This is a genomic window from Acidovorax sp. Leaf73 (assembly GCF_916855635.1).
Taxonomy (GTDB): Bacteria; Pseudomonadota; Gammaproteobacteria; order Burkholderiales; family Burkholderiaceae_C; genus Acidovorax; species Acidovorax facilis.
On the sequence record NZ_CAKASI010000001.1, the window covers coordinates 901302 to 922273 of the forward strand.

A 20972-nucleotide genomic window follows, 5' to 3' on the forward strand; every position below is an offset into this window, starting at 1 on the left:
GCTTCAGCGCACGCAGGCGGGGCGCATGGTCACGAACGGCACGAAGGGCACGGGCAGGCCCGGGGCGCTGCACGCGGCGCGAGTTGGGGTGTCAGGCATGTCTTGTCTCCTGCGGAATCGGTTTTGGCCGCTGCAACCTAGGGTTTGTACTGATGGTTTCTGATGCCTTTCAGCATCGAACGCCCAGTGATACTATCCGCGGAATCCATCAAATACCAGCAAACAAAATGATGGTTTTTGATTGAATCCACCATGGCCCAAAACCCGCCCAACCCCAGCAATCCCCGCAGCCCGCGCATCCCCGACATCGCCCAGCTGTCCGGCGTCTCCACGGCCACGGTCGATAGGGTGCTGAACCAGCGGTCGGGCGTGCGCAACGCCACCGCGCAGCGGGTGCTGCAGGCCGCCGCCACCCTGGGCTACCTGCCGCAGGCCGAGCTGCACGCAGCGCTGCAACCGCAACCCTTGCGCCTGATGGTGCTGATCCCCGAGGGCAGCAACCGATTTCTGCAAATGCTGGGCGACGTGATTGGCTACGCGCAAGACCACTGGGCACCGTTCAACGTGCGCTGCCAGGCGGCGTACATCGAAAGCTTTAACCCCGACGCACTGGCCAAAGCGCTGCTGCACTACGGCAAGCGCTGCGACGGCATCGCCTTCATGGCGCTGGAGCACCCCGTGGTGCGCGAGGCCGTGGCCCAGCTGGCAGAGCAGGGCGTGCCCACCGTCACACTGATCTCGGATTTATCCAACTCGCGCCGCGTGGCCTACGTGGGCCTGGACAACCGCGCCGCAGGCCGCACCGCCGCCTACCTCATCGCCCGCTTCATGGGCCCGCTGGCCCACAGCCGCAAGGCGCATGTGGCGATGATTGTTGGATCGCTGCGCTACCGCGCCCATGAGGAGCGTGAGGCGGGCTTTCTGCACCTGTTTGAGGAACAGTTCCCCCTGGTGCAGGTGGTGGGCGTGCGCGAAGGCCAGGACGACGCCGAACGCAACTACCGCCAGGCCCGCGCCCTGCTGGAGCAGCACGATGACCTGGCAGGCATCTACAACATCGGCGGCGGGGCCGAAGGCATTGGGCGGGCGCTGAAAGAGGCGGGGGCGGACCGCAAGATTGTGTTCATCGGCCACGGGCTCACGCCAGATACGCGGGCGCTGTTGATCGACGGGACGATGGATGCAGTCATCACGCAGAACCCGCAGGGCGCGGTGATGAACTGCGTGCGGATTTTTGCGAATCTGCGGGATGGGCGGGAGCCGACGAGCGGGGTGGAGACTACGCGGAGTCAGGTGATATTTCGGGAGAATTTGCCGTAGGGGCAATGCTGCACAACGTTGGCGGCAGGCTAACAGGCGCGCGAAGGCTTGCTCTGTATTGGGAAACCTATGCTGAGCTGGCTCATTGACCGCACAGGCTGTGAGCAGCCGATCGCCCCTGCAGGCGCGGAGGACCGCTTTGTCCGACACCAGACGTCCCCAACGGAGACTGCACGCGGTCAAGGTTCAATGGCCGTCCGCGAATGTCGATAGCATGACCTAGACGGCGACCAACTCCGCCCATTTAGCGGCGACTGTTGCCATCGTCGCATCCGACGTGCTAAGGCCGCTACGCGAGCCAAGTAAAGGGCTGTCCCGCACGGTATATCGACCGCTTACTTGAGGCCCTGGGCCGACAGCAAGCCTTGCTACAGCAGAACCAAAGAAAACCCAGGCTGAAAGCCAGTTCCAGGAGGAATGAATGACTAAAACATCCTGCACAGACCAGCGCAACCTGCAAGCTTTGCGGCATACATTACATTAGATTGCATTCGCCCTCCAGGAGAAAGGAAAGCTCATGACGACTAGCAAGATCAAGATCAAGCTCGGCGCTATCGAAGTCGAGTACGAAGGATCAGAGAGCTTTCTTAAGGAGGAGCTACCTCAGTTGCTTTCCGCGGTATCTGATCTCTACGCGAAGTCTCGCTCCGCACTTGAGCCGCAGCCTTCTCAGGGCAACCCGAACGCGCTGCTTGGTTCAAGCACGAATGCGGGCGGCAAGCCGAAGTTTGAGGCAACCACAGGTTCCATCGCAGCAAAGCTGAACTGCAAGTCTGGGCCCGAGCTGATTATGGCGGCGGCCGCACGGCTGACATTTGTCCTCCAAGAATCGACGCTTGCCCGGCAGAAGATCATCGATGAGATGAAGACGGCTACCGCGTACTACAAGGCGAGCTACGTAAGCAATTTGACCGTTTCCCTGAACAACCTCGTGAAGGATGGGAAGCTAAACGAGCCCAGCCAGGGGAAATACGCGCTCACTGCCGCAAGCCTGAAGGACTTGGAGCAACACCTTGTTTGATCGAGAGGTGCTAAAAGAGCTACTCGCCAGAAGCGATCTATCAAACAGAGACAAAGTCCTAATCTGCCTGGGCGCGGAGCCGCTTGGCGTCATGAAGGTTGAGGAAATACGATCGGTTGCCATTGAGGCTGGGCTGAGGGCAATCGCCAAGTGGAACGTCTCAGACTACCTGTCGAAGGCCAAAACCCTCGCTATACGCACACCTCATGGATGGGAACTCACTGGGGCCGGCAAGGCCCACGTGGGGTCCGCGGCTGGGCCGTTGCTTCCGTCTGTTTCGGTGTTGGTGGTGTCGGCACTCCGTAATCAACTGCCGTCTATCCTGAACGCGGACACACAGCAGTTCGTGGCTGAGGCCGTTAAATGTCTTGAGGCAAAGTTGTATAGAGCTGCAATCGTGACGTCATGGGTAGGTGCCGTTGCTGTCCTCTATGACGACGTGGTCGCCTCACACCTCGCGACGTTCAATGCCGAGGCGATCAAGCGAGATCCAAAGTGGCGCACCGCAAAGAACGCGGACGACCTCGCACGAATGAAGGAGTTCGACTTCCTTCAGATCCTCCCGGCGATCGGTGTGCTGGGAAAGAATGTCAAAGACGAGCTTGAGGTCTGCCTCAAGCTACGGAATGGATGCGGGCATCCCAACTCACTTGTAGTCGGGGAGCACAAGGCTTCCGCGCATGTCGAGACACTGATCCAGAACGTGTTTGCCAAGTTCTAGCCGCAATCGCTGGTCAGAAGCAAGCTGAGCGTCCGCGCCCGTCTGACGCAACCGGCTGCTTCTGGCCGAGAGTGGCCGGCTAAGAGGATATCCAGGCCGTCGGCTTCCGCTGCACAGCTGACATAGCGACTCGTAATTGCTACTGTATTTATAGCTGCTAGCGCTTTACCAATAAGCGCCAAGACCTATTTTTATTAATATTCTGTGTGAGCCAAATCCGTTCCCGCTAGCATTAGCTATCGCAAGGTCTGCCAGCGCACCACTCAGCCGCGGGTGCACAAAACGGTATCCCTGACCCGCGCTGTACTCGGCACCGCGTTCTGCCCGTCCAGCAGCAAAGTAGACAGTGCTCCCAGCAGGGCCCGCAACGGCAACCCCGGCCTGCGCAGCCAGACACGCCGACCAAACGCTGCAGCCAGCGCCCGCGCAAACGAGGCCTGCGTCACCGCCTTAGGCGCCACGGCATTGACGGGGCCTTGCAGGGTTTGGTGCGCCAACGCAAACCGCACCAACCCCACCGCGTCAGCCAAGTGAATCCACGGTGCATGCTGACGACCATGGCCCAGCACAGCGCACAGGTCGGACTGAAACTCGCCCGGGCGGGGTGGGGCGATTTCGTCCAAGGGCTCCATCGACGCGTTGGGCGATGCTCCGTAGAAGCCGACGGCCAATGCGCTGACCAGCACGCGCGGGGCTTTTTGCAGGCGCCGCATCAGGCTGACGACTGCCAAGGTGGTGTCCACCCGGCTGGCCAGCAGCTGGCGTCTGCGCGCCTGGGCCCACGGCATGCCCAGCACGCGGGCGCCTGCCAAGTGACGACAGCGTCGATGGCGGTGATGGAGCAACGCGCGCGCCGCCACATTTCAGCGTCTCACCCCCTCTGGCAGCTTCGCAATCACTTTGATCTCGAACTGAAAGCCATACAGCCACGTCACCCCAATGCCCGTGAGCGTGGGGTGCGGCGCGTTGCCCCAGTATTCGCCGATCACTCCCCAGGCTGCCTCGAAGTGCTTTTCTGGGTCCACTATGAACACCGTCACATCGATCACGTCGTCAAACGTGCAGCCGGCGGCCTGCAGGATGGCGTTGAGGTTGTCGAACGCCAGCCGCACCTGGGCTTGGTAGTCGGGCTCTGGCGAGCCATCGGGCCGGCTGCCCACCTGGCCCGAGACGAAGAGGAAACCGTTGGAGCGGATGGCGGGCGAGTAGCGGTTCCTTTCGTAGAGTGCCTGGCGCCCGGGTGGAAAGACCACGTCGCGAGGGGATGTGTGCGTCGATGCCATAGGAGTGTTTTCCTTTCGGTAGGCCGCAGGGGCCTTGGGTTGTTGTTGAAAGGAATTTATCGGCGTGCCCCCGGCAGATAAACGGGCAAGCCTGTCCATCACTGTTTGTAAACTCCAAACAATCTCTGACGAGGCAGGAGCGCCATGGACCGGTTCGATGCAATGCAGGCGTTTGTGCGGGTGGTCGAATCAGGCAGCTTCACCAAGGCGGCCGACACCATGCACGTGAGCAAGACCACGGTGACGCAGCTGGTGCAGCAACTGGAGGCGCGGCTGCGCGTGAAGCTGCTGCACCGCACGACACGGCGGGTGCAGGTCACCGCCGATGGGGCCGTGTACTACGAGCGCGCCGTGCGCCTCTTGGCCGACATGGACGATGCCGAGACCAGCCTGTCGAGCGCATCCGCTGCGCCCCGGGGCCGCTTGCGGGTGGATGTGCCCAGCCCGCTGGCGCGGCTGATCCTGGTGCCGGCCCTGCCGGACTTTCATGCCCAGTACCCCGACATCCAGCTCGACATGGGCGTCAGCGACCGCATGGTGGATCTGATCGGCGACAACGTCGATTGCGTGGTGCGCGGGGGCGAGATTCAGGACCAGTCGTTGATTGCGCGGCGTGTGGGCGACCTGCAGCTGGGCGTGTACGCGGCGCCCAGCTACCTGAGTCGTGCAGGCAGCCCTGTACACCCGCACGAGCTCGAGGATTCGCACCACCGCGTGGTGGGCTTTTTGTGGTCAAGCACGGGCAAGACGTTTCCGTACGCCATGCGGCGTGGCGCCGAGGAAATTCAGGTGCAGGGCCGCTATGTATTGGCGGTCGACGACGGCAACGCCTACCTCGCGGCCGGGCTGGCCGGCATGGGTGTTCTTTGGCTGCCGCACTACATGGCCCGCCCGCACCTGGGCAGCGGCGAACTGGTGCCCCTGCTGGAAGACTGGGCGCTCGACCCCATGCCGCTGTACGTGGCCTACCCACCCAATCGCCATGTCAGCGCCAAGGCGCGGGTGTTCATCGACTGGGTGGCAGCGCTGATGGCAAAGCATGCGCCGCCGGTGCGCCCGCCGGGCAAGCGGCCCAGCGGGGCGGCGGACTGAACACCACCGCCCATGCAGGTCAAGCTGCTGCGCATTTTGCAAGAGGACACTTTTGACGCTGCCTTGCCTTGGCACCACCGTGGCCATGGAGAAGGCGCTCGGCTTTCATTGCCGCTGGGTGCCGCACTGCATCAGGGCTAAGGTTGCCCGAAGCTCAACATCACTTGATGCCCCTCTGGCTCCACGCTCAACATCCAGTAGCGTCCATCAATCAGGGCCAGGGCAGGGGTGATGTTGCTTAAAAGCTGCTCGCCGTCAGCTGCATCCACATCACCAGGAAGGTACTGGCGTTGTGTTGTGTCGCCAAGGGTCTGCTGGGTGATGCTGCGAAGTGCGTTGTCATCGTGCGGCACGACCAGCAACACCTGGCTGTCAGTGGGCTGTGCGGCAGCCGCTACGGCTGCTGACGTCCACGCGACGCTTTTGTCGATCAGGCGGATGGGCTCGTTGCCGTAGAAGTAGAAGTTTCTAGCGGGGTCGTTGTCGCTGACCCAGATGGAGTACACACTGCGTCCGCCATGGGCGCGGAAGTACACGAAAGCACCCTCGCGCGTGCAGGCAGCGCAAGGCTGTTCATCTGTCATTGCTGCGTAGCCCTGGCCCGTCTGAACCGGTGTGTTTCCCAACCACTTGGTTTCCTTTTCAAAGCGCCATGCGTAGTAGAGGTCACTGGACCGATATCCCTTGAAGAACAGCACGAGGTGGCGTGCGTTGGGCAGTGAAACCGCACAAGGGGCGCGATCGGTTTTGGCGGCACCGCCGTTGACTTGCACGGTGCCATGTTTCATCCAACGGTCGCCGTTCCATTGCAGCCACTGTAGACAGCCCTCGAAGTCGGCATAGAAGCAATGCAGCACGTCGCCATGAACAACCAGTGTCGCAGGGGTGGATGTCTGCACCGGGTCGCCGGACACCTTCAGCAGTTGAAAGTCGGTCCACTGCGTGCGGTGGCGCCCGATCAAAAACTGGTTTCCTTGTTTGACGCACACCCACCGTTCACCCTTGAACTCGGCGATGGCAGGTGAAGACTGCGTGGTCAGCGGTTTGCCCTGACGCTCCAGCAGACGGGCTTGCACTATCCAGTTTGTGGCGCTGCCAGAACCGGTGTTTGGGCCTGTGGCCTGGCCTTTGCCGGGTGGTACGCCAATTTTTGGGGGGCGCAGCGCACCATTGAGTTCTGCCGCCAGTACCCACCAAGGCGCGACGCCTAGTATTCCCGCGCGCATCCATTCGCGCGAATTGGGGTTTGCAGTTGGGACACGTACCCGAGCCAAGGCTTCACCCGGTTTTGCGACAAACAGTGGTGAAAAATTGTCGGTAGCCTGAGGGTCGAGCGGGAGCTTGGGAAGAAGTCGCAGGTAAGTGGGAGCGGCCACGGCCTTGCCATCGGTGAACGCGCGATATACATCGGCGATAGCCGCGCGAAGGGCCGCGCGCATCACATTGCGGTTGGCCGCATTCACGGCGTCAAAGTAGCGCCCATCGCCGTAGGCGATCCAGTGGTCGCCAGCCGCATTGCTTACCCACAAACCGTTGAAACCATCCTCGTCATGCATCGCCTTGGCGCATGCATCCGGCGCAAAGTCGATCGAATGGGTCTGAGAGCTCTGGAAGTCGTGCAGGTGACGCCGCGGCGTGCGCAGATGTCCGCTGGCGAAACCGTCGGTCAGATAGTGGCTGGCGAATGCCAGGTACGCATACGCCTTCAACAGTCCGTTGCTGCGATGCAGTCCCTGCTGGGCACTGGCTGAAGCGGCGGTCTCCATTGCTACTTGAAGACCTGCGCGGCAGACATCGTGGGCGTGGGCACCGAAGTGGTCCCAGTTGAAGCTGGCAATCCACATGTAGCGGCCCCAAAAACTGGTGTCATAGGGATAGATTTTTTTGTCCGCCCCGCCGGTGGCGACGTTGTATTGCAGGTCCCAGTGGTCGCTGTTGCGTGCGTAAGCTTCGTGGGGGTCTTCGCCCTTAGCGATCGCGTTGGCGATGGCCTGAAACTCTTCCTCCATGATTCCCAAAATCTTTTTGACCTCCTGGGGGTTTGCCTTGTCGAGCGTAGCGAAGGTTTCGCGAAACGCAGCGGGCTTGTCCGCCTGATCGGAGATGGGCTTGTGCGCAAGGGCATAAAAATCGCCAGCCAGCGCGACGATCTGGCCGAAACTCAGTCGGCAGCCGTTTTCCAATGTGAATTCGAGATGAGCGGCATCGTGTGAGCTGCCATCCGCCAGCGTGAGCCTGAGCCCATCCACGACCGACCAGTGCTCGGCGCTACCGAAAAAAGCCACCCCTGGCCTACGCCCACCCGCAAGCGCTGTGCGTGTGCGAAAGCGCATCGGGACCTTGCGAGGTTGCTGCTGCGTCTGATCCGGACCGAGCGGTTGATTGACTTTGATGTCCATGAGGTTCTCCTGGTAGTCGGCTTGGTGGGCGCTGCTCCGCGCTTGTCAGCCGGTGTTGGGAAGAACCGAAGGCTAGCGACAGAGGGTCGCGTCGAACAGTCCAAAGCTTGCATGGGTCGTGTGCGTGGCATGAACACACGAGGTTTTTCAGGCATTCGGCTGATCACCAACCTGAAGCTGCGCATCCGACCGTTGGCCACGAATTTGGGGAATCCTTCGAGTTCGGCATGGCCATGCTGTTGGCTGCTCCTGACGGGGAAGCAGACGGCCATCACGGCCGGGCGCTGACGACCTTGGCCCCCGCCACTCGCAGGCTGGCGACAAGCTTGGCGGGCGTGGCGGCTGGCACTACCAGTGTGGCCAGCTCCTTGAGCGCCGCAATGCCGAAGGGGGAGGCGGCTCCGAGTTTGTCGATGGAGGCCAGCACCACGGTTTCTGCAGCGCGCGTGTGCAACGTGCGCTTGACGGCGGCCTCTTCAAAATCCCCGGTAGTCAACCCGGCGTCGGCATGCACACCCGTCACGCCCATCAGGTACAGGTCTGCGCGCAGCCTCATGGCGGCTTCGGTCACGCTGGCGCCCACGTTCACCATCGAATGGCGGAACAGGCGGCCGCCCAGCATCAGCACCTCTACCTGCAGGTGGTCCGCCAGCGCCACAGCCACGCTGGGGCTGTGGGTGACCACGGTGGCGCGCAGGTCCCGCGGAAGGTGTTGCACCACCTGCAGCGAGGTGGTGCCGCCGTCGAGGATCACCACCTGGCCAGGCTGCACCAGGGCCGCGCCGGCACGGCCCAGCGCGCGCTTGTCGTCGGTGGCGAGGTGCTCGCGCACCTGCAAGTTGCCCACGGCCTTTGATGCGGGCAGGGCGCCACCGTGCACGCGCTGCAGCTGGCCCTCGGCCGCAAGCTCGCGCAGGTCGCGACGCACGGTGTCTTCCGAGATCCCGAGTTCCTCGCTGAGTGCCTTGGCCACGATATGGCCGTCTTGCCGCAGGCGCTCCAGGATGAGTTGTTTGCGTTGGGTGGTGAGCATGGGCGTGAAGCGGGGCAACCATGGATCAAAACCAGGGTTGCATGAATTTGCATGTTTGTGCATGATATTGCACGATTAAAAATTTGCAAGACCATGTCCACCCCCACCCACCCAAACCCTCCGCTCCTGGTGCTTATTGCTGGCCCCTACCTCTCGGGCACCGACGGCGACCCCGTGGTGCACCCCGTGAATGAATGGCCGCTGCGGCAGCACGCCTGCGCTGCCAACGCCATTCCCGCAACGGAGCCAAGCCTGTGAGCCGCCCCGTGCCCGCACCGGTGCCAGCCAGTACCGACCAGGTCAAGCTGCAGTCGGTGGACGTGCTGTCCGACCATTGGTACACGCTGCGCAAGGTGACCTTTGACCTGCGCCGCCGCGACGGCCAGTGGCAGACGCTGAGCCGCGAGGCCTATGACCGAGGCAACGGCGCGGCCTTGCTGCTCTATGACCCGCGACGTCGTACGGTGGTGCTCACACGCCAGTTCCGGCTGCCGGCGTTCCTCAACGGCAGTGCCGACGGCATGTTGATCGAAACCTGCGCCGGCCTGCTCGACGGGGACGACCCCGAAACCTGCATCCGCCGCGAAGCCGAGGAAGAAACCGGCTACCGCGTGCGCCAGCCACGCAAGGTGTTCGAGGCCTACATGAGCCCCGGCTCGGTCACCGAAAAGCTCCACTTCTTTGTCGCCGAATACGAACCGCAAGACCGCATCCGCACCGGAGGTGGCCTCGCCCACGAGGGCGAGGACATCGAAGTGATCGAGATGCCACTGGCCGAAGCCCTGGCGGGCATTGGCAGCGGCGTGATCGAGGACGGCAAGACGGTGATGCTGCTGCAGCATGTGGCGTTGATGCTGCAGGAGGCGGCGGGATGAGGACATGCGGGCGGCGCAGGCGTTAAGGCCTGCGATGCCTATCGCGGTGTGCCGCCGGGCAATGCGCCGCCGCGCATCAGGCCTTCTTCTTCACCAGCCCGTAGATCACCAGCAGCACGATGGCGCCGATGATCGATGCGATCCAGCCGACGGACGCGTTGGGCCCGTACCAGCCCATGGCCACGCCCACATAGCGCGCCAACAGCGACCCGGCAATGCCGAGAACGGTGGTCATGATCAAGCCCAATTTGTCATTGCCCGGCTTCAAGGCGCGCGCGAGCAATCCGACGATGAAGCCGACAACGATGGTTCCGAGAATGGAAAACATGGAATTCCTTTGTGATGATGGTCAAGCCGCACCGATGGCCCGGCAGCGACTGTAATTGCATTTCTGACCACGGTTTTCCACGCAGGATCCAGGTCTTTGCAGGCCGACGACGCACCTTGAGAATGGCCTGCATGCTCCTGGCGAGGCGATGGTGGCGCGGATCGGCACGGCGCCTTGGTCCTTGCAGGAACGATAATGGATGGTGCTACTATTTCAGTAGCTAACAGCGCTTATATTTCAAGCGCCAGCGGCCATTTTTTCTCATAGTCTCGTTTTTCCAACCCGCCCCCGCTCCTCCATGCAAGCTTTGCTCGACGCCATCGCCACCATGCCCCTGCCCGTTGAGGCCCAACGCGTCTTTCACGGGCGGGGCGGGCTGCATCCGGGTTCTGAGCAGTGGTCGCTGGACGCCTACCCGCCGGTGTTCGTACTGACCAGTTTCGCCCCCGCCAAGGACGAAGACCTGGCCGCCATCGGCGCCGCGTTGCAGGCGCGTTGGGCGCAGATCGCACCGGCTGGCGAGCCGCTCAACTGGGTCTTTCAGCACCGGGGCGAGGCTCTGCGCATGGAGGGCCGTAGCGAAACACGGCTGATGGCAGGCGCCGTGCCCGACCCGCACATCGTGACGGAGGCTGGCGCGCGCTATCGGGTGCATGTGCTGCGGGGGCAAAACCACGGCCTGTTCCTGGACATGGCCGAGGGCCGTCGCTGGGTGCGCTCTTTTGCGGCCGCCCGCAGCACCGACCGCTATGGCCTGAAGGTGCTCAACCTGTTCGCCTATACCTGCGCCTTCTCGGTGGTGGCGCTGCAGGCGGGCGCCAGGCACGTGGTCAACGTGGACATGAGCCATGGCGCCATCGGCGTCGGGCAGCAAAACCACCAGCTCAACGGCATTAACACGGGCGCGGCGTTTTTGCCGCACGACATCTTCAGCAGCTGGGGCAAGATCACCCGCAGCGGGCCGTATGGCCTGGTCATCGTGGACCCGCCCAGCTACCAAAAGGGCAGCTTCGTGGCCACCAAGGACTACGCACGGCTGATGCGCCGCCTGCCCGACCTGCTGGCACCCGGCGGCCATGCACTGCTGTGTCTGAACGCGCCCGAGCTGGGCGTGGGCTTCCTGCAAGAGCAGATGCAGGAGCTGGCGCCTGAACTGCACTTTGTCGAACGGGTGGCCAACCCGGCTGTGTTTGCGGATGTGGACCCCGAGCGCGCCCTCAAGGTGCTGGTGTACGCCGCCCCGAACCTTTGAACAGGTTCTCGGGGCCGCTTGCGAGTGCCATTTGGGCTTTGTGGGTTATGGGTAGCTTCTGATATTCTTTGCGGCGCCTGTGTGAACCACAGGCCCACGTTCTCACGGCCTCGCCGCCTGGCGCATTCCTGGCGTGTTGGTGCGCGCTTCACCAGGTTCTTCTCATCGACGTATGGTCCGATTTTTCTTGATTTTCATCGCCGTCTTGGCGGTCCTCTTTCGCATCGACATGCTCGATGAGGTGCAACGGGTCGCCATCGAGCCCTGGACCAGCCTGCTCGCCACCGCCAGCGCAGCGCTCATGACCCCACTGGACTCGGATGTGGCGCACCATGGCCGCATCCTGATGAGCAAGGCCACGGGTTTTGCGGTGTCCATCGAGGCGGGCTGCAACGGCGTGGAGGCGGCCATCATCCTTATCGCCGGCATGATCGCGTTTCCTTCCAGCTGGAAACACAAGCTCGCCGGCATCGCCATTGGCATTGCGGCGGTGCAGGTCGTCAACCTGCTGCGCATCATCAGCCTGTACTACCTGGGCAAGTGGAACATGACCGTGTTCGAGTTTGCCCACCTGTACCTCTGGCAGGCGCTCATCATGCTGGATGTGCTGGTGGTCTGGATGCTCTGGATTCGCTGGATCGCCCGCCAGCAACCTCCCTCACCCCCTCAACCCCCCCTCGCCAATGCAGCTTAGTTCTGTCGGACGTTTCCTGCTGGTTGCCATCGCCAGCCTGCTGTGCCTGATGCCGCTGTGGTACTACCTGTCGCCACAACTGTCCAAGCCCGTGTTCTTCATGGCGGGCGAGGCGGCTTCCACCCTGTTTCACTGGGCACTGAGCTACACCCAGAAAGAGACCACGGCGTTGTTGAACACCACGCTCAAGGTGGTCTCCGTGCAAAACGGCCAGTTCAAGTCGGGCAAGCTGGCGCCTTTGGTGGACTACCGCTTGCTGGGCTACGGCATCGTGATCTTCTGGGCGCTGGTGCTGGCATCGTTTCCCCGTCACTGGGGGCGCAAGCTGCTCATAGGCTCCCTGGCCATGCTGCCGATCCAGGCGCTCAACGTGGCCCTGCAGTGGTGCAACGATGTCTTCAACCGGGCGGGGCCTGAGGTGTTTGTGCAGACGGGACTGCCCGGGTGGGTGGCCGACGTGGTGGCATTTCTGTACCACTTCAACCTGTTCATCTTTACCGCACTGGCCCCGGTGATGCTGTGGCTGTTGCTGGACCGAGAGTTCCTGGCCAAGCTCCACGCCCAGGCGCGCGCCGCCGTGGCCGTTCAGCGGCCGCAGTAAAACGGGGAGGCCCCAGGGCGGGCAAGGCGGGGGCAAAGCAGGGCAAGCCTGTGGCTCAGCCCAGCATCTCCATGATCGCTGCCCACTCGACGGGCTCCACGGGGGTGATGGACAGGCGGTTGCCGCGCTGCAGCACTCGCATCTGCGCCAGATCCGGGTGCTCCCGCAGCTGCGCCAAACCCACCACCCGTGTCTTGCGCTGCGCCTGCACATCCAGCAGCAGCCAGCGGGGTTTGTCGGCAGGGGATTTGGGGTCGTAGTACGGCGAGGCGGGGTCAAACTGCGTAGGGTCGGTTCGGGTGCCGCTCGCCACGCGCGCAAGGCCGGCAATGCCTGGTTCGGGGCAACTGGAGTGGTAGAACAAAACGCCATCGCCCACCTGCATGTCGTCGCGCATGAAGTTGCGGGCCTGGTAGTTGCGCACGCCCGTCCAGGGCACGGTGGCATTGGGCGCGGCCAGGGCGTCGTCGATGGAGCATTCCTCGGGCTCGGATTTCATGAGCCAGTAGCGCGCGGGGCGGGGTGTGGCAGAGGCAGTCATGGCCGCCATTCTGGCAAAGGTGTGGTGGTGCGCATACAGGACAGGCCGCGCACGTTTTACCACGGTGCTTCTGTTTTTATAGCTAATTGCGCTTGATGGATAAGCGCTAGGTGCCATTTTGGTTTGCATTTCTGCGTCAGTACTGCAGCAGAACGGGCCTTGCAAAACCACATGGGCCCCTAGGAGTTGCAAAACGTACTGGCCCGCCGCCGCAGCAAGCCGCAGAATCAGCGCCGCCCGGATTCCGGAAGAACAAAAGCCCCCGGCAAGGGGGCACGCAGAGGGAGGGTGTATGGCCAACCAGGCACGGCGGCGCACCAAAGGTGCCAACCATCAGGCCGCGGCAAGCAACAAAAGCAGCTCCTGGTTTCTCATGCTGTTTGCGCTGCCGTTTTCCGCCGTGGGCATTGGCATGCTGCTGCTGGGTGTGCTGCCCACTCTGTACGACTGGTCGCGCATGCAGTTCTGGCATGAGGTGCCCGCACGGGTGGTTTCGGCCCAGCTGAACACGCACCGGGGCAGCAAATCAGGCAGCACCTACAGCGTGTCGGTCCACTACCGTTATGAAGTGGCGGGCGTGGCGTATGACGGCCACCGGCCTGCCATCAACACCTTGGCCGACAACATTGGCAGCTTCCATGAGAACCTGGCCTGGCGCTTGGAGAGTGCGCAGCGCAGCGGTACGCCTGTGCCGGTGTGGGTGAACCCGTCGCGCCCGCAGGATTCGGTGGCCGACCGCAGCCTGCGCCTGGGTTTGCTGGGTTTTCAGATGATTTTTGTGGTGCTGTTTGGTGGCGCCGGGGTGGGCATGTTGATCTGGGGGTGGAGCCTTCGGCGCAGCGATGCACACAAGGCGGAGCGCTTGCAGACCCATGGCGACGAGCCTTGGCTGGCCAACAAGGCATGGGCCGACAACCGCATCCGCTCCAGCAAGCGCTGGGAGGTGTGGTTCGCCTGGGGCTTTGCCGTGGTGTGGGGTGCCATTGCCTACCCCGCGGCGTTGTCTGCCATTCCCCGCGCCTGGCGCAACGAGAACCACATCGTGCTGTGCGTGCTGGTGCTGATGGTTGCCGTGGGGCTGGGCCTGCTGGTGTGGGCCGTGCGCGCCACGCTGGATGCGCGGTGCCATGGCGAGGTGCGGCTGGTGATGGACCCGTTTCCTGGAGCCATCGGCGGGCATGTGGGCGCCACCGTGGACCTGCCCGGTGTGCCGTACCGGCCTGATCTGCGATTTGCCGTGACGCTGCGCTGTGCCTACCACTACCAGACGCGCACGGGAGGCGGCGACAACAGCAGCGAATCGCGTGAGCAGATCGTGTGGGAGGGCGAGGGTGCCGCACAGGTGCAACCCCAGGGACGGGGCAGCCGCGTGGCGTTCCGCCTGAGCGTGCCCAAGGGCCTGCCCGAGTCTGAACAAGCCGTGGGCACCAACGAGCACCACTGGACGGTGCTGCTGGAAAGCACCGATCCGGCGCTGAAGTTCTCGCGCCGGTTTGAGGTGCCCGTGTATGCCACGGGTGCAGAGTCCACCTGGCTCGCACACGACGCCGCCAAGCACCCGCAGATGCAAGCCCTGCGCGAGGCCGAGCTGGACGCGGTGAGCGACATCGAGCCCGTGGAAGGTGGCGTGCGCCTGTACCAGCCCTACGGCCGCCTGTGGCGGCAGAACCTGCTGTGGCTGGTGATGGGCGGGGGCTTCCTGGGCCTGGGCGTGATGGCGGGCTACATCGGCGCGCCTGTGTTGTTTCCGCTGGCGTTTGGTGGCGTGGGCGGCGCCATGCTGGTGTGGGGCTTCTATGCAGTGTCCAACAGCCTGACCGTGCAGCTGGACCGCCAGGGCCTGCGCACCGAACGCCGTCTGTTGGGCCTGATGCTGGCCTGGCGGCAGGTGCCTGCGCACGACATTGCCCGCCTCTCTATTCAGGAAAGTTACACGCTGCAAAGTGGTAACCAGCGCACCACGTTCTTTCGGGTGCAGGTAAATCTGCGCAACGGCAAGAGCGTGAGCATTGCAGACAGCCTCCAGGGCCGCCCTGTGGCGGAGCAGATGCTGAGCACCTTGGCCAAAGCCACGGGCTATGCCCGGTGAAGGGGTGGGTTCAGCGCGCCTTGCGAAACGTGAGGTTGATGCGGTAGCTGCCCGTCATCGGGTGATGAGCCTCAGGTAGCGGCAACACCCCATGAAACCGCAGCCGCGCCGGGCCGCCCCACACCACGACATCTCCATGCATCAGCGCAATGCGCCGCGCCTTGTCGGAGCGCTGTGCGCCGCCCCAAAGAAACACCGCCGGAATGCCGAGCGACACGGACACGATGGGGTGCACGTAGTTGCCCTCGTCCCGGTCCTGGTGCAGCGACAGCCGGGTGCCGGGGGCATAGCGATTGATGAGGCAGGCGTCGGGCGCAAAGCCGGGGAAGCCCGCTGCTTGCGCCGCGTCAAATGCCAGCTGGCGCAATAGCGGCGGCATGGCGGGCCAGGGCTGGCCGCTGTCGGGGTCGAGGGGGTCGTAGCGGTAGCCGCTGCGGTCGCTCACCCAGCCGAGTCTTCCGCAGTTGGTCATGGCCACGGACATGCGCAGGCCCCCGGGGGTGATAAGGTGCCGAAAGGGGGCTTGTGCCGTCACTTGCTGCACCGCTTGCAGCAGGTCTGCCGCCTTTTCCAGCGCAAAGCCGCGCAGCACCATGGCGCCGGGCTCCAGCACCTCGGGCGGCTGGGCAGGCTGGGGTGGGTCGTCGAAAAGGCGCAGGCTCATAACGGTGGCAATCCATGGCGACAGTGTGGACCGCAGCTGCCGTCGTCCCCGGAGGATAAGGCGCGAAGCGGCACAGGGGGAACATCATTCAGCATCGTGAAAGATCACACCCAACGTGTGCCGCTGCCCGCTGCGCAAGCGGCTAACGCCATGTCGCATCTGCACGCGGTAGGGCCCACGCGTGCCCTGCACGGGGCGGTGGTGCACGGTAAACACCACGGCGTCGCCGCGCAAAAGCGGCACAACCTCCGCCCGCGACTGCATGCGCGGGCGCTGCTCGGTCAGCACGAATTCGCCGCCCGTGAAGTCGCGCCCGGGCTCTGACAGCAGCACCGCGACCTGCAGCGGAAACACATGCTCGCCATACAGGTCCTGGTGCAGGCAGTTGTAGTCACCAGCGCCGTATTGCAGCAGCAGCGGGGTGGGGCGCACCTGGCCTGCGGCATGGCAGCGGGCGATGAAGTCGGTGTGTTGTGCGGGGTAGCGCACATCAATGCCCATGGCGGTGTTCCACTGGTTGGCAATAGGTGCGAGGTGCGGGTACAGAGCCTCGCGCAGCCCGGCCACCACACCGGGCAGCGGGTAGCTGAAGTACCGGTATTCGCCCTGGCCAAAGCCGTGGCGCTGCATCACCACGCGGCTGCGGAAGGTGCTCTCATCCGCGTTGCCATACAGGCGGGCCAGCGTGGCGCATTCGATGGCGCTGAGCAGTTGCGGCAGTACCGCATTGCCTTGCTGGTGCAGGGCCTCCGTGGTTGTTGGCCAGTCGATGGCAACTGCACGCTGCGCCCAATCGTCGTTCTTCAGACCGGGTTGGTGAGACAGCGGGCCAGCGCTCATGCCACCTTCTCCGCCAGCGGTTGTGCGGGTTCTGGCACTGCTTCACGCGTCAGCAGCGCACGTTTGCGTTCCACGCCCCAACGGTAGCCCGACAACGCGCCATCACTTTTCACCACCCGGTGGCAGGGTATGGCCACCGCCAGCGCGTTGGCCGCGCAGGCCTGCGCCACGGCGCGCACGGCGGTGGGGGCGCCTATGCGCTGGGCCACCTCGGCGTAGCTTGCAGTCTGCCCGGCGGGTATGGCCTGCAGGGCCTGCCACACGCGTTGCTGAAACGCCGTGCCACGCACGTCCAGCGGCAGGTTCAGCCCCAGGCCCGGGGCCTCGACAAACGCTACCACCTGTGCCACCAGCGCTTCAAACGCGGTATCCCCGCCGATCAGGTGGGCCTGTGCAAAGCGGTCCTGCAAGTCGCGCACCAGGGCCTCGGCGTCGTCGCCCAGCAAGATGGCGCAGATGCCCCGGTCGCTCTGGGCGACCAGAATGGCGCCCAGCGAACACTGGCCGATGGCAAAGCGAATGTCTTGCGCCGCGCCCCCCGCGCGGTAGCGGCTGGGCGTCATGCCCAGTACCTGGGCCGATTGTTCGTAAAAGCGGCTGCTGGACTGGTAACCCGCGCTGTAGATAGCGTCCGTCACCGAGGCCGTGGGTGCGTTGTCGAGCGCACTGCGCAGGCGCTGCGCACGCTGGGCGGCGGCATACGCCTTGGGCGTGAGGCCCGTGGACTGCTTGAAGATGCGGTGCAGGTGCGACGGGCTCAGGCCCATCTGGGCGGCCAACGCATCCAGCGTGGGCGCTTCACCGGCGGCAGCGCCTTCGATGATGCGGCAGGCCTCGGTGACCAGCGCGGCGTGGTGCGACAACGCCGTGGGCTGCCGGGGCTTGCAGCGCTGGCAGGGGCGAAAGCCTGCGGCTTCTGCATCCGCGCAGCTGTCGTGAAACCGCACATTCTCCGGCCGGGGTGCACGCGCCGCGCAGCTGGGGCGGCAATACACGCCCGTGGTCTGCACCGAATACCAAAAGCTGCCGTCCGCCGCTGCGCTGCGCGCCGCCACCGCCGCCCAGCGCGGGTCGGCCTGGGTGGCTGCGGCCTGTGCGGCCTTGGTGGAGGGGGTGGCGCGGTGGGGCATGGAGACGGCGTAGGTAAATGGTCGGTCCGGGAGACTGGCGCTGCGCTGGGTGGCGTTCGGGTTCATGGTGGATGGCTCACAAGGGGATTGCGATGCCATGCACTCTAGTGATGGGTGGTGAGGGGCGCACTCCGAAGCTTGCTTTTGAATTCTGCGCTTTTCGGGGACCAAGGGTCTCAGGCTCAGATTGCTACTATATTGATAGCTTTTAGCGCTTTGTAGATAAGCGCCAGGGGCAAAAACACTCAAACTTCTGGTGGCTGCAGCGGCCGGGGCCGCCGTTTGCCCGTGCCGCCCCAGCGCAGTGCGTCTTCGCCCGGAATGCCCAGCGGGTTGTTGACTGGCTCGCTCAAAGGCGCCAGCAGTGCGTGCAGGTCGGCCTCGCTGAACTTGACCGCGCCTTCAGCATCGTGGCCCAGCACGCCCTGGGCCAGCGCGGCCTTGCGGGCCTGCAGCTCCAGCATGCGTTCTTCGATGCTGCCTTCCACCACCAGTTTGTAGACAAACACGGGCTGGTCCTGCCCGATGCGGTGGGCGCGCGCGGTGGCCTGCTCTTCGACAGCGGGGTTCCACCAGGGGTCGAGGTGGATCACGGTGTCGGCGGCGGTGAGGTTCAGGCCCAGACCACCGGCCTTGAGGCTGACGAGCAGGATGGGGGCGCTGGTGTCGTCCTGCGCCTGGAACTGCCGCACCACCGCGCCACGCTGGCGGGGTGGCGTCTGGCCGGTGAGGGTGAGGTAGGGCAGGGCCAGGGTGTCGAGCAGCTCGGCCGCCAAGCCCAGCATCTCGGTGAACTGCGAGAACACCAGGACGCGGCGGCTTTCATCGACCAGGGCGGGCAGCATGTCGGCCAGCAACTCGAGCTTGGCGCGTTCCATCGTGTGGGCGGTTTTCGTGGTGCCTTTTACCAAGCGTGGGTCGCAGCAGACCTGGCGCAGCTTGAGTAGCGCATCGAGGATGGTGATCTGCGCGCCGTCAAAGCTCTGGCGCTCCAGCGCGCGGCGCACCTGTTTGTCGGCCGTGGTGCGCACGGCCTCGTACAGCTCGCGCTGTTTGCCTTGTAGCTGCACGCGCTGGATGACTTCGGTGCGCGGCGGCAGTTCTGTCGCGACGTCCTGCTTGCGGCGCCGCAGGATGAAGGGGCGCACGCGCTGGGCCAGCAGCTGGGCGCGCAGGGTTTCGCCGTTCTCCTCGATAGGCTTGCGCCAGCGGGCGTTGAAGCTGCGCACATCGCCCAGAAAGCCGGGCATCAGGAAGTCAAACTGTGCCCACAGCTCGCCCAGGTGGTTCTCCAGCGGCGTGCCCGTCAGGCACAGCAGGTGGGGCGCCTGCAGCTTGCGCAGGGCGCGGGCGCTGCGGCTGCCCGCGTTCTTCACCATCTGGGCTTCGTCCAGGATCAGCAGGTGGAATGGCTGTGCGGCCAGCGCGTCCACATCGCGCCAGAGCAGTGGGTAGGTGGTCAGCACCAGGTCGTGGTCGGCCATCTGCAGGTAGCGCTGGCCACGGCTCGCGCCGTGCAGCGCCAGCACGCGCAGGCTGGGGGCCATGCGGGCGGCCTCGGCTTGCCAGTTGAAGAGCAGTGAGGTGGGCAGCACCACCAGGGCGGGGCGGGTCAGGCGCCCCTCCTCCTTTTCGGCCAGCACATGGGCCAGCGCCTGCGCGGTTTTACCCAGGCCCATGTCGTCGGCCAATATGCCGCCCAGGCCCTGCGCGCGCAGGTACTGCAGCCAGGCCAGGCCCTCCAGTTGATAGGGGCGCAGTTGCACCTGAAGTCCCTGAGGCGCAGCCACCGGCTGCGGGGTGCCGATGGTGCGCAGGCGCTTGGCGAGCTGGGCCAGGCCCACGTCGCCCTGCAGCTGCCAGTCGTTGTCCCAGCCATTGACCGTACCCACGCGGTGGGCCAGCACCAGCCCGGCGCGCAGGGCTTCGATGCGGCGGGCCTCCCACGCGCCCAGGTGCAGCGGATCGCCATCCTTGCGCTGGTTACGGGTGGGGTCGGTCAGCAGGTCGACCATGGCGCCCACGATGGCCTTGAGCGGCCCGGCGGGCGCGTCGATGCGTTTGCCGCCGGGTGCGCGCAGCGAAATGATGGCGATGTCGTCGATGGCGGCCATCTGCTGCGCGTTGAGCCAACGGGCGTCGCGGCGCAACAGGTCGGCCAGCATGGGGGCCAGGTCCAGCGTTTCGCCGTCGATCTCTAGCCCCAAGCTGAGCATCCAGGCGCCTTCGCGCTCGGGCAGTTGCAGCTTTTGCACGGGGCGTTCGCGCAGGGCCAGCGGGCCGTCCACCTCCTTGCCCAGCAGCTCGCCGGTGTCAGGGGCGATCAGCAGCTTCCAGCGCAACACGGGCACGCTTTCGTGCGCAAAGCCGGGCTGCACCACCACGCTCCAGCCCTCGGTGCGCAGTTGGGGGATCTGTTCGGCCCAGAAGTCGCCAAAGTGGGCCTCCTGCGCCAGCGTCCACACGGGGCCCAGCGTGGCGGCTGCGGCGCGGTGGCGCCATTGCAGCTTGTTCGCATCGACGGGGATCAGGCCCAGATCCCACACGCGGTCCATGGCGTCGGCCTCGGCGCCCAGGTTGCGCTGCATGCGCACAACCGGGCCGCCGGTGTCGAACAGGTCTTGCACGGGGCCCGGGCGCGCGTTGAGGATGGACGTGGGGGCAGGCGTCTGCCAGTGGGCGCCATCATCAGTGCGGTAGGTCCAGTCAATCTGCACCAGCGTCACGCTGTCGCCGCGCGGCCCCAGCTTGCCCTGGGGCGCCATGCCCAGCAGGCCGTCGCCCCGGCCCAGGGTCATGAGGGTGATGCGCGGGCGGAAGTGGCCGGTGGTTATGCCAGAGTTGTGGGCGCTTTCGGGGGCAGGGCGGTCGGGTTGAACAGACGTGGGGGGCTCATCGTTGCGCAGCAGCGCCATTACGCGTGCGGCTTCCGCATCACTCAGGGGCGCTAGCGCCTGCAGCTGGGCTGGCCCGGTCTGGGTGCGCAGGGCCAGCACCCAGGCCTGTACCAACGCCGCCCGGTCAGCGCGGGACGGGATGGGTTCTGTGGGGCGGGCACCGGATGCAGGCATAGGCCGCCGATTGTGCCG

General features: G+C 64.6%; 20 protein-coding genes. 10 read left to right on the top strand and 10 right to left on the bottom strand.

Annotation, left to right across the window (positions count from 1 at the left end; translation table 11 throughout):
- The first annotated feature begins 252 nt into the window (after positions 1–252).
- From LPA35_RS04220 to LPA35_RS04230, 3 genes are all read left to right on the top strand, one after another.
- Positions 253–1320 carry a LacI family DNA-binding transcriptional regulator gene (locus tag LPA35_RS04220; protein WP_228895257.1) on the top strand — a complete coding sequence of 356 codons (1068 nt, stop codon included), beginning with the start codon at positions 253–255 and terminating at the stop codon, positions 1318–1320.
- A 517-nt stretch (positions 1321–1837) separates the two neighbouring features.
- Positions 1838–2341, top strand: a complete 504-nt coding sequence (locus LPA35_RS04225; protein WP_228895258.1) for a hypothetical protein — start codon at positions 1838–1840, stop codon at positions 2339–2341.
- Positions 2334–3062 (top strand): hypothetical protein, encoded by a 729-nt coding sequence (locus LPA35_RS04230; protein ID WP_228895260.1) that lies wholly within the window; start codon positions 2334–2336, stop codon positions 3060–3062. Before LPA35_RS04225 ends, LPA35_RS04230 begins: the two co-directional genes overlap by 8 nt.
- A 263-nt stretch (positions 3063–3325) precedes the next feature.
- Here LPA35_RS04230 and LPA35_RS04235 read toward each other — a convergent pair whose 3' ends face one another.
- Complete coding sequence (locus tag LPA35_RS04235; protein ID WP_228895262.1) at positions 3326–3874, bottom strand: hypothetical protein; 549 nt, start codon at positions 3872–3874, stop codon at positions 3326–3328.
- Positions 3875–3925: 51 nt separating this feature from the next.
- Positions 3926–4345: a RidA family protein gene (locus LPA35_RS04240; RefSeq protein ID WP_228895263.1), complete on the bottom strand. Its 420-nt coding sequence runs from the start codon at positions 4343–4345 to the stop codon at positions 3926–3928.
- Between the two features lie 144 nt (positions 4346–4489).
- Between LPA35_RS04240 and LPA35_RS04245 the strand changes: the two genes are divergently transcribed.
- Positions 4490–5437: a LysR family transcriptional regulator gene (locus LPA35_RS04245; protein WP_228895265.1), complete on the top strand. Its 948-nt coding sequence runs from the start codon at positions 4490–4492 to the stop codon at positions 5435–5437.
- A 137-nt stretch (positions 5438–5574) separates the two neighbouring features.
- Here LPA35_RS04245 and LPA35_RS04250 read toward each other — a convergent pair whose 3' ends face one another.
- A complete protein-coding gene (locus LPA35_RS04250; RefSeq protein ID WP_228895267.1) occupies positions 5575–7836 on the bottom strand; it encodes a hypothetical protein in 2262 nt (753 codons plus the stop codon).
- Between the two features lie 271 nt (positions 7837–8107).
- The gene (locus LPA35_RS04255; RefSeq protein WP_228895270.1) at positions 8108–8869 is read right to left on the bottom strand and encodes a DeoR/GlpR family DNA-binding transcription regulator; all 762 of its coding nucleotides are present in this window, start codon (positions 8867–8869) and stop codon (positions 8108–8110) included.
- Positions 8870–8962: 93 nt separating this feature from the next.
- On the opposite strand from LPA35_RS04255, the gene LPA35_RS04260 reads away from it, so the two are divergent.
- The gene (locus LPA35_RS04260; protein ID WP_158603809.1) at positions 8963–9127 is read left to right on the top strand and encodes a hypothetical protein; all 165 of its coding nucleotides are present in this window, start codon (positions 8963–8965) and stop codon (positions 9125–9127) included.
- Positions 9124–9744: an NUDIX domain-containing protein gene (locus tag LPA35_RS04265; RefSeq protein WP_370641348.1), complete on the top strand. Its 621-nt coding sequence runs from the start codon at positions 9124–9126 to the stop codon at positions 9742–9744. Before LPA35_RS04260 ends, LPA35_RS04265 begins: the two co-directional genes overlap by 4 nt.
- A gap of 76 nt (positions 9745–9820) precedes the next feature.
- Here the strand turns inward: LPA35_RS04265 and LPA35_RS04270 are convergent, their stop codons facing one another.
- On the bottom strand, positions 9821–10072 hold the full coding sequence (locus LPA35_RS04270; RefSeq protein ID WP_055394624.1) for a GlsB/YeaQ/YmgE family stress response membrane protein: 252 nt from the start codon (positions 10070–10072) through the stop codon (positions 9821–9823).
- 298 nt (positions 10073–10370) lie between these two features.
- On the opposite strand from LPA35_RS04270, the gene LPA35_RS04275 reads away from it, so the two are divergent.
- From LPA35_RS04275 to LPA35_RS04285, 3 genes are all read left to right on the top strand, one after another.
- Positions 10371–11324 (top strand): class I SAM-dependent methyltransferase, encoded by a 954-nt coding sequence (locus LPA35_RS04275; RefSeq protein WP_228895272.1) that lies wholly within the window; start codon positions 10371–10373, stop codon positions 11322–11324.
- 172 nt (positions 11325–11496) lie between these two features.
- Positions 11497–12018, top strand: coding sequence for an exosortase H (gene xrtH, locus LPA35_RS04280; RefSeq protein WP_121506455.1), 522 nt, complete (start codon positions 11497–11499; stop codon positions 12016–12018).
- Positions 12008–12619 (top strand): exosortase H-associated membrane protein, encoded by a 612-nt coding sequence (locus LPA35_RS04285; protein ID WP_055394618.1) that lies wholly within the window; start codon positions 12008–12010, stop codon positions 12617–12619. Before xrtH ends, LPA35_RS04285 begins: the two co-directional genes overlap by 11 nt.
- Before the next feature lie 55 nt (positions 12620–12674).
- Here the strand turns inward: LPA35_RS04285 and LPA35_RS04290 are convergent, their stop codons facing one another.
- A complete protein-coding gene (locus LPA35_RS04290; protein WP_176885934.1) occupies positions 12675–13160 on the bottom strand; it encodes an EVE domain-containing protein in 486 nt (161 codons plus the stop codon).
- A gap of 292 nt (positions 13161–13452) precedes the next feature.
- Between LPA35_RS04290 and LPA35_RS04295 the strand changes: the two genes are divergently transcribed.
- On the top strand, positions 13453–15249 hold the full coding sequence (locus tag LPA35_RS04295; protein ID WP_228895276.1) for a DUF3592 domain-containing protein: 1797 nt from the start codon (positions 13453–13455) through the stop codon (positions 15247–15249).
- Between the two features lie 10 nt (positions 15250–15259).
- Here the strand turns inward: LPA35_RS04295 and alkB are convergent, their stop codons facing one another.
- The 4 genes from alkB to LPA35_RS04315 all read right to left on the bottom strand — a co-directional run bounded on the left by alkB (position 15260) and on the right by LPA35_RS04315 (position 20954).
- Entirely contained in the window at positions 15260–15913 is a 654-nt protein-coding gene (alkB, locus tag LPA35_RS04300) for a DNA oxidative demethylase AlkB (protein ID WP_228895278.1), read from the bottom strand.
- 84 nt (positions 15914–15997) lie between these two features.
- On the bottom strand, positions 15998–16753 hold the full coding sequence (locus LPA35_RS04305) for a 2OG-Fe(II) oxygenase (RefSeq protein WP_228895280.1): 756 nt from the start codon (positions 16751–16753) through the stop codon (positions 15998–16000).
- The gene (gene ada, locus LPA35_RS04310; RefSeq protein WP_228895961.1) at positions 16750–17883 is read right to left on the bottom strand and encodes a bifunctional DNA-binding transcriptional regulator/O6-methylguanine-DNA methyltransferase Ada; all 1134 of its coding nucleotides are present in this window, start codon (positions 17881–17883) and stop codon (positions 16750–16752) included. Before ada ends, LPA35_RS04305 begins: the two co-directional genes overlap by 4 nt.
- 245 nt (positions 17884–18128) lie before the next feature.
- The gene (locus tag LPA35_RS04315) at positions 18129–20954 is read right to left on the bottom strand and encodes a DEAD/DEAH box helicase (protein WP_228895282.1); all 2826 of its coding nucleotides are present in this window, start codon (positions 20952–20954) and stop codon (positions 18129–18131) included.
- Positions 20955–20972 lie beyond the last annotated feature (18 nt).

Bases quoted from the DNA above. Each gene is read 5' to 3' on its own strand.
- LPA35_RS04250 (WP_228895267.1), bottom strand. From the start codon at position 7,836: ATGGACATCAAAGTCAATCAACCGCTCGGTCCGGATCAGACGCAGCAG.
- LPA35_RS04270 (WP_055394624.1), bottom strand. From the start codon at position 10,072: ATGTTTTCCATTCTCGGAACCATCGTTGTCGGCTTCATCGTCGGATTG.
- LPA35_RS04245 (WP_228895265.1), top strand. From the start codon at position 4,490: ATGGACCGGTTCGATGCAATGCAGGCGTTTGTGCGGGTGGTCGAATCA.
- LPA35_RS04260 (WP_158603809.1), top strand. From the start codon at position 8,963: ATGTCCACCCCCACCCACCCAAACCCTCCGCTCCTGGTGCTTATTGCT.
- LPA35_RS04255 (WP_228895270.1), bottom strand. From the start codon at position 8,869: ATGCTCACCACCCAACGCAAACAACTCATCCTGGAGCGCCTGCGGCAA.
- LPA35_RS04315 (WP_228895282.1), bottom strand. From the start codon at position 20,954: ATGCCTGCATCCGGTGCCCGCCCCACAGAACCCATCCCGTCCCGCGCT.
- LPA35_RS04285 (WP_055394618.1), top strand. From the start codon at position 12,008: ATGCAGCTTAGTTCTGTCGGACGTTTCCTGCTGGTTGCCATCGCCAGC.
- xrtH (WP_121506455.1), top strand. From the start codon at position 11,497: ATGGTCCGATTTTTCTTGATTTTCATCGCCGTCTTGGCGGTCCTCTTT.
- LPA35_RS04220 (WP_228895257.1), top strand. From the start codon at position 253: ATGGCCCAAAACCCGCCCAACCCCAGCAATCCCCGCAGCCCGCGCATC.
- LPA35_RS04240 (WP_228895263.1), bottom strand. From the start codon at position 4,345: ATGGCATCGACGCACACATCCCCTCGCGACGTGGTCTTTCCACCCGGG.
- LPA35_RS04275 (WP_228895272.1), top strand. From the start codon at position 10,371: ATGCAAGCTTTGCTCGACGCCATCGCCACCATGCCCCTGCCCGTTGAG.
- LPA35_RS04305 (WP_228895280.1), bottom strand. From the start codon at position 16,753: ATGAGCGCTGGCCCGCTGTCTCACCAACCCGGTCTGAAGAACGACGAT.
- LPA35_RS04295 (WP_228895276.1), top strand. From the start codon at position 13,453: ATGGCCAACCAGGCACGGCGGCGCACCAAAGGTGCCAACCATCAGGCC.
- LPA35_RS04225 (WP_228895258.1), top strand. From the start codon at position 1,838: ATGACGACTAGCAAGATCAAGATCAAGCTCGGCGCTATCGAAGTCGAG.
- alkB (WP_228895278.1), bottom strand. From the start codon at position 15,913: ATGAGCCTGCGCCTTTTCGACGACCCACCCCAGCCTGCCCAGCCGCCC.
- ada (WP_228895961.1), bottom strand. From the start codon at position 17,883: ATGCCCCACCGCGCCACCCCCTCCACCAAGGCCGCACAGGCCGCAGCC.
- LPA35_RS04290 (WP_176885934.1), bottom strand. From the start codon at position 13,160: ATGACTGCCTCTGCCACACCCCGCCCCGCGCGCTACTGGCTCATGAAA.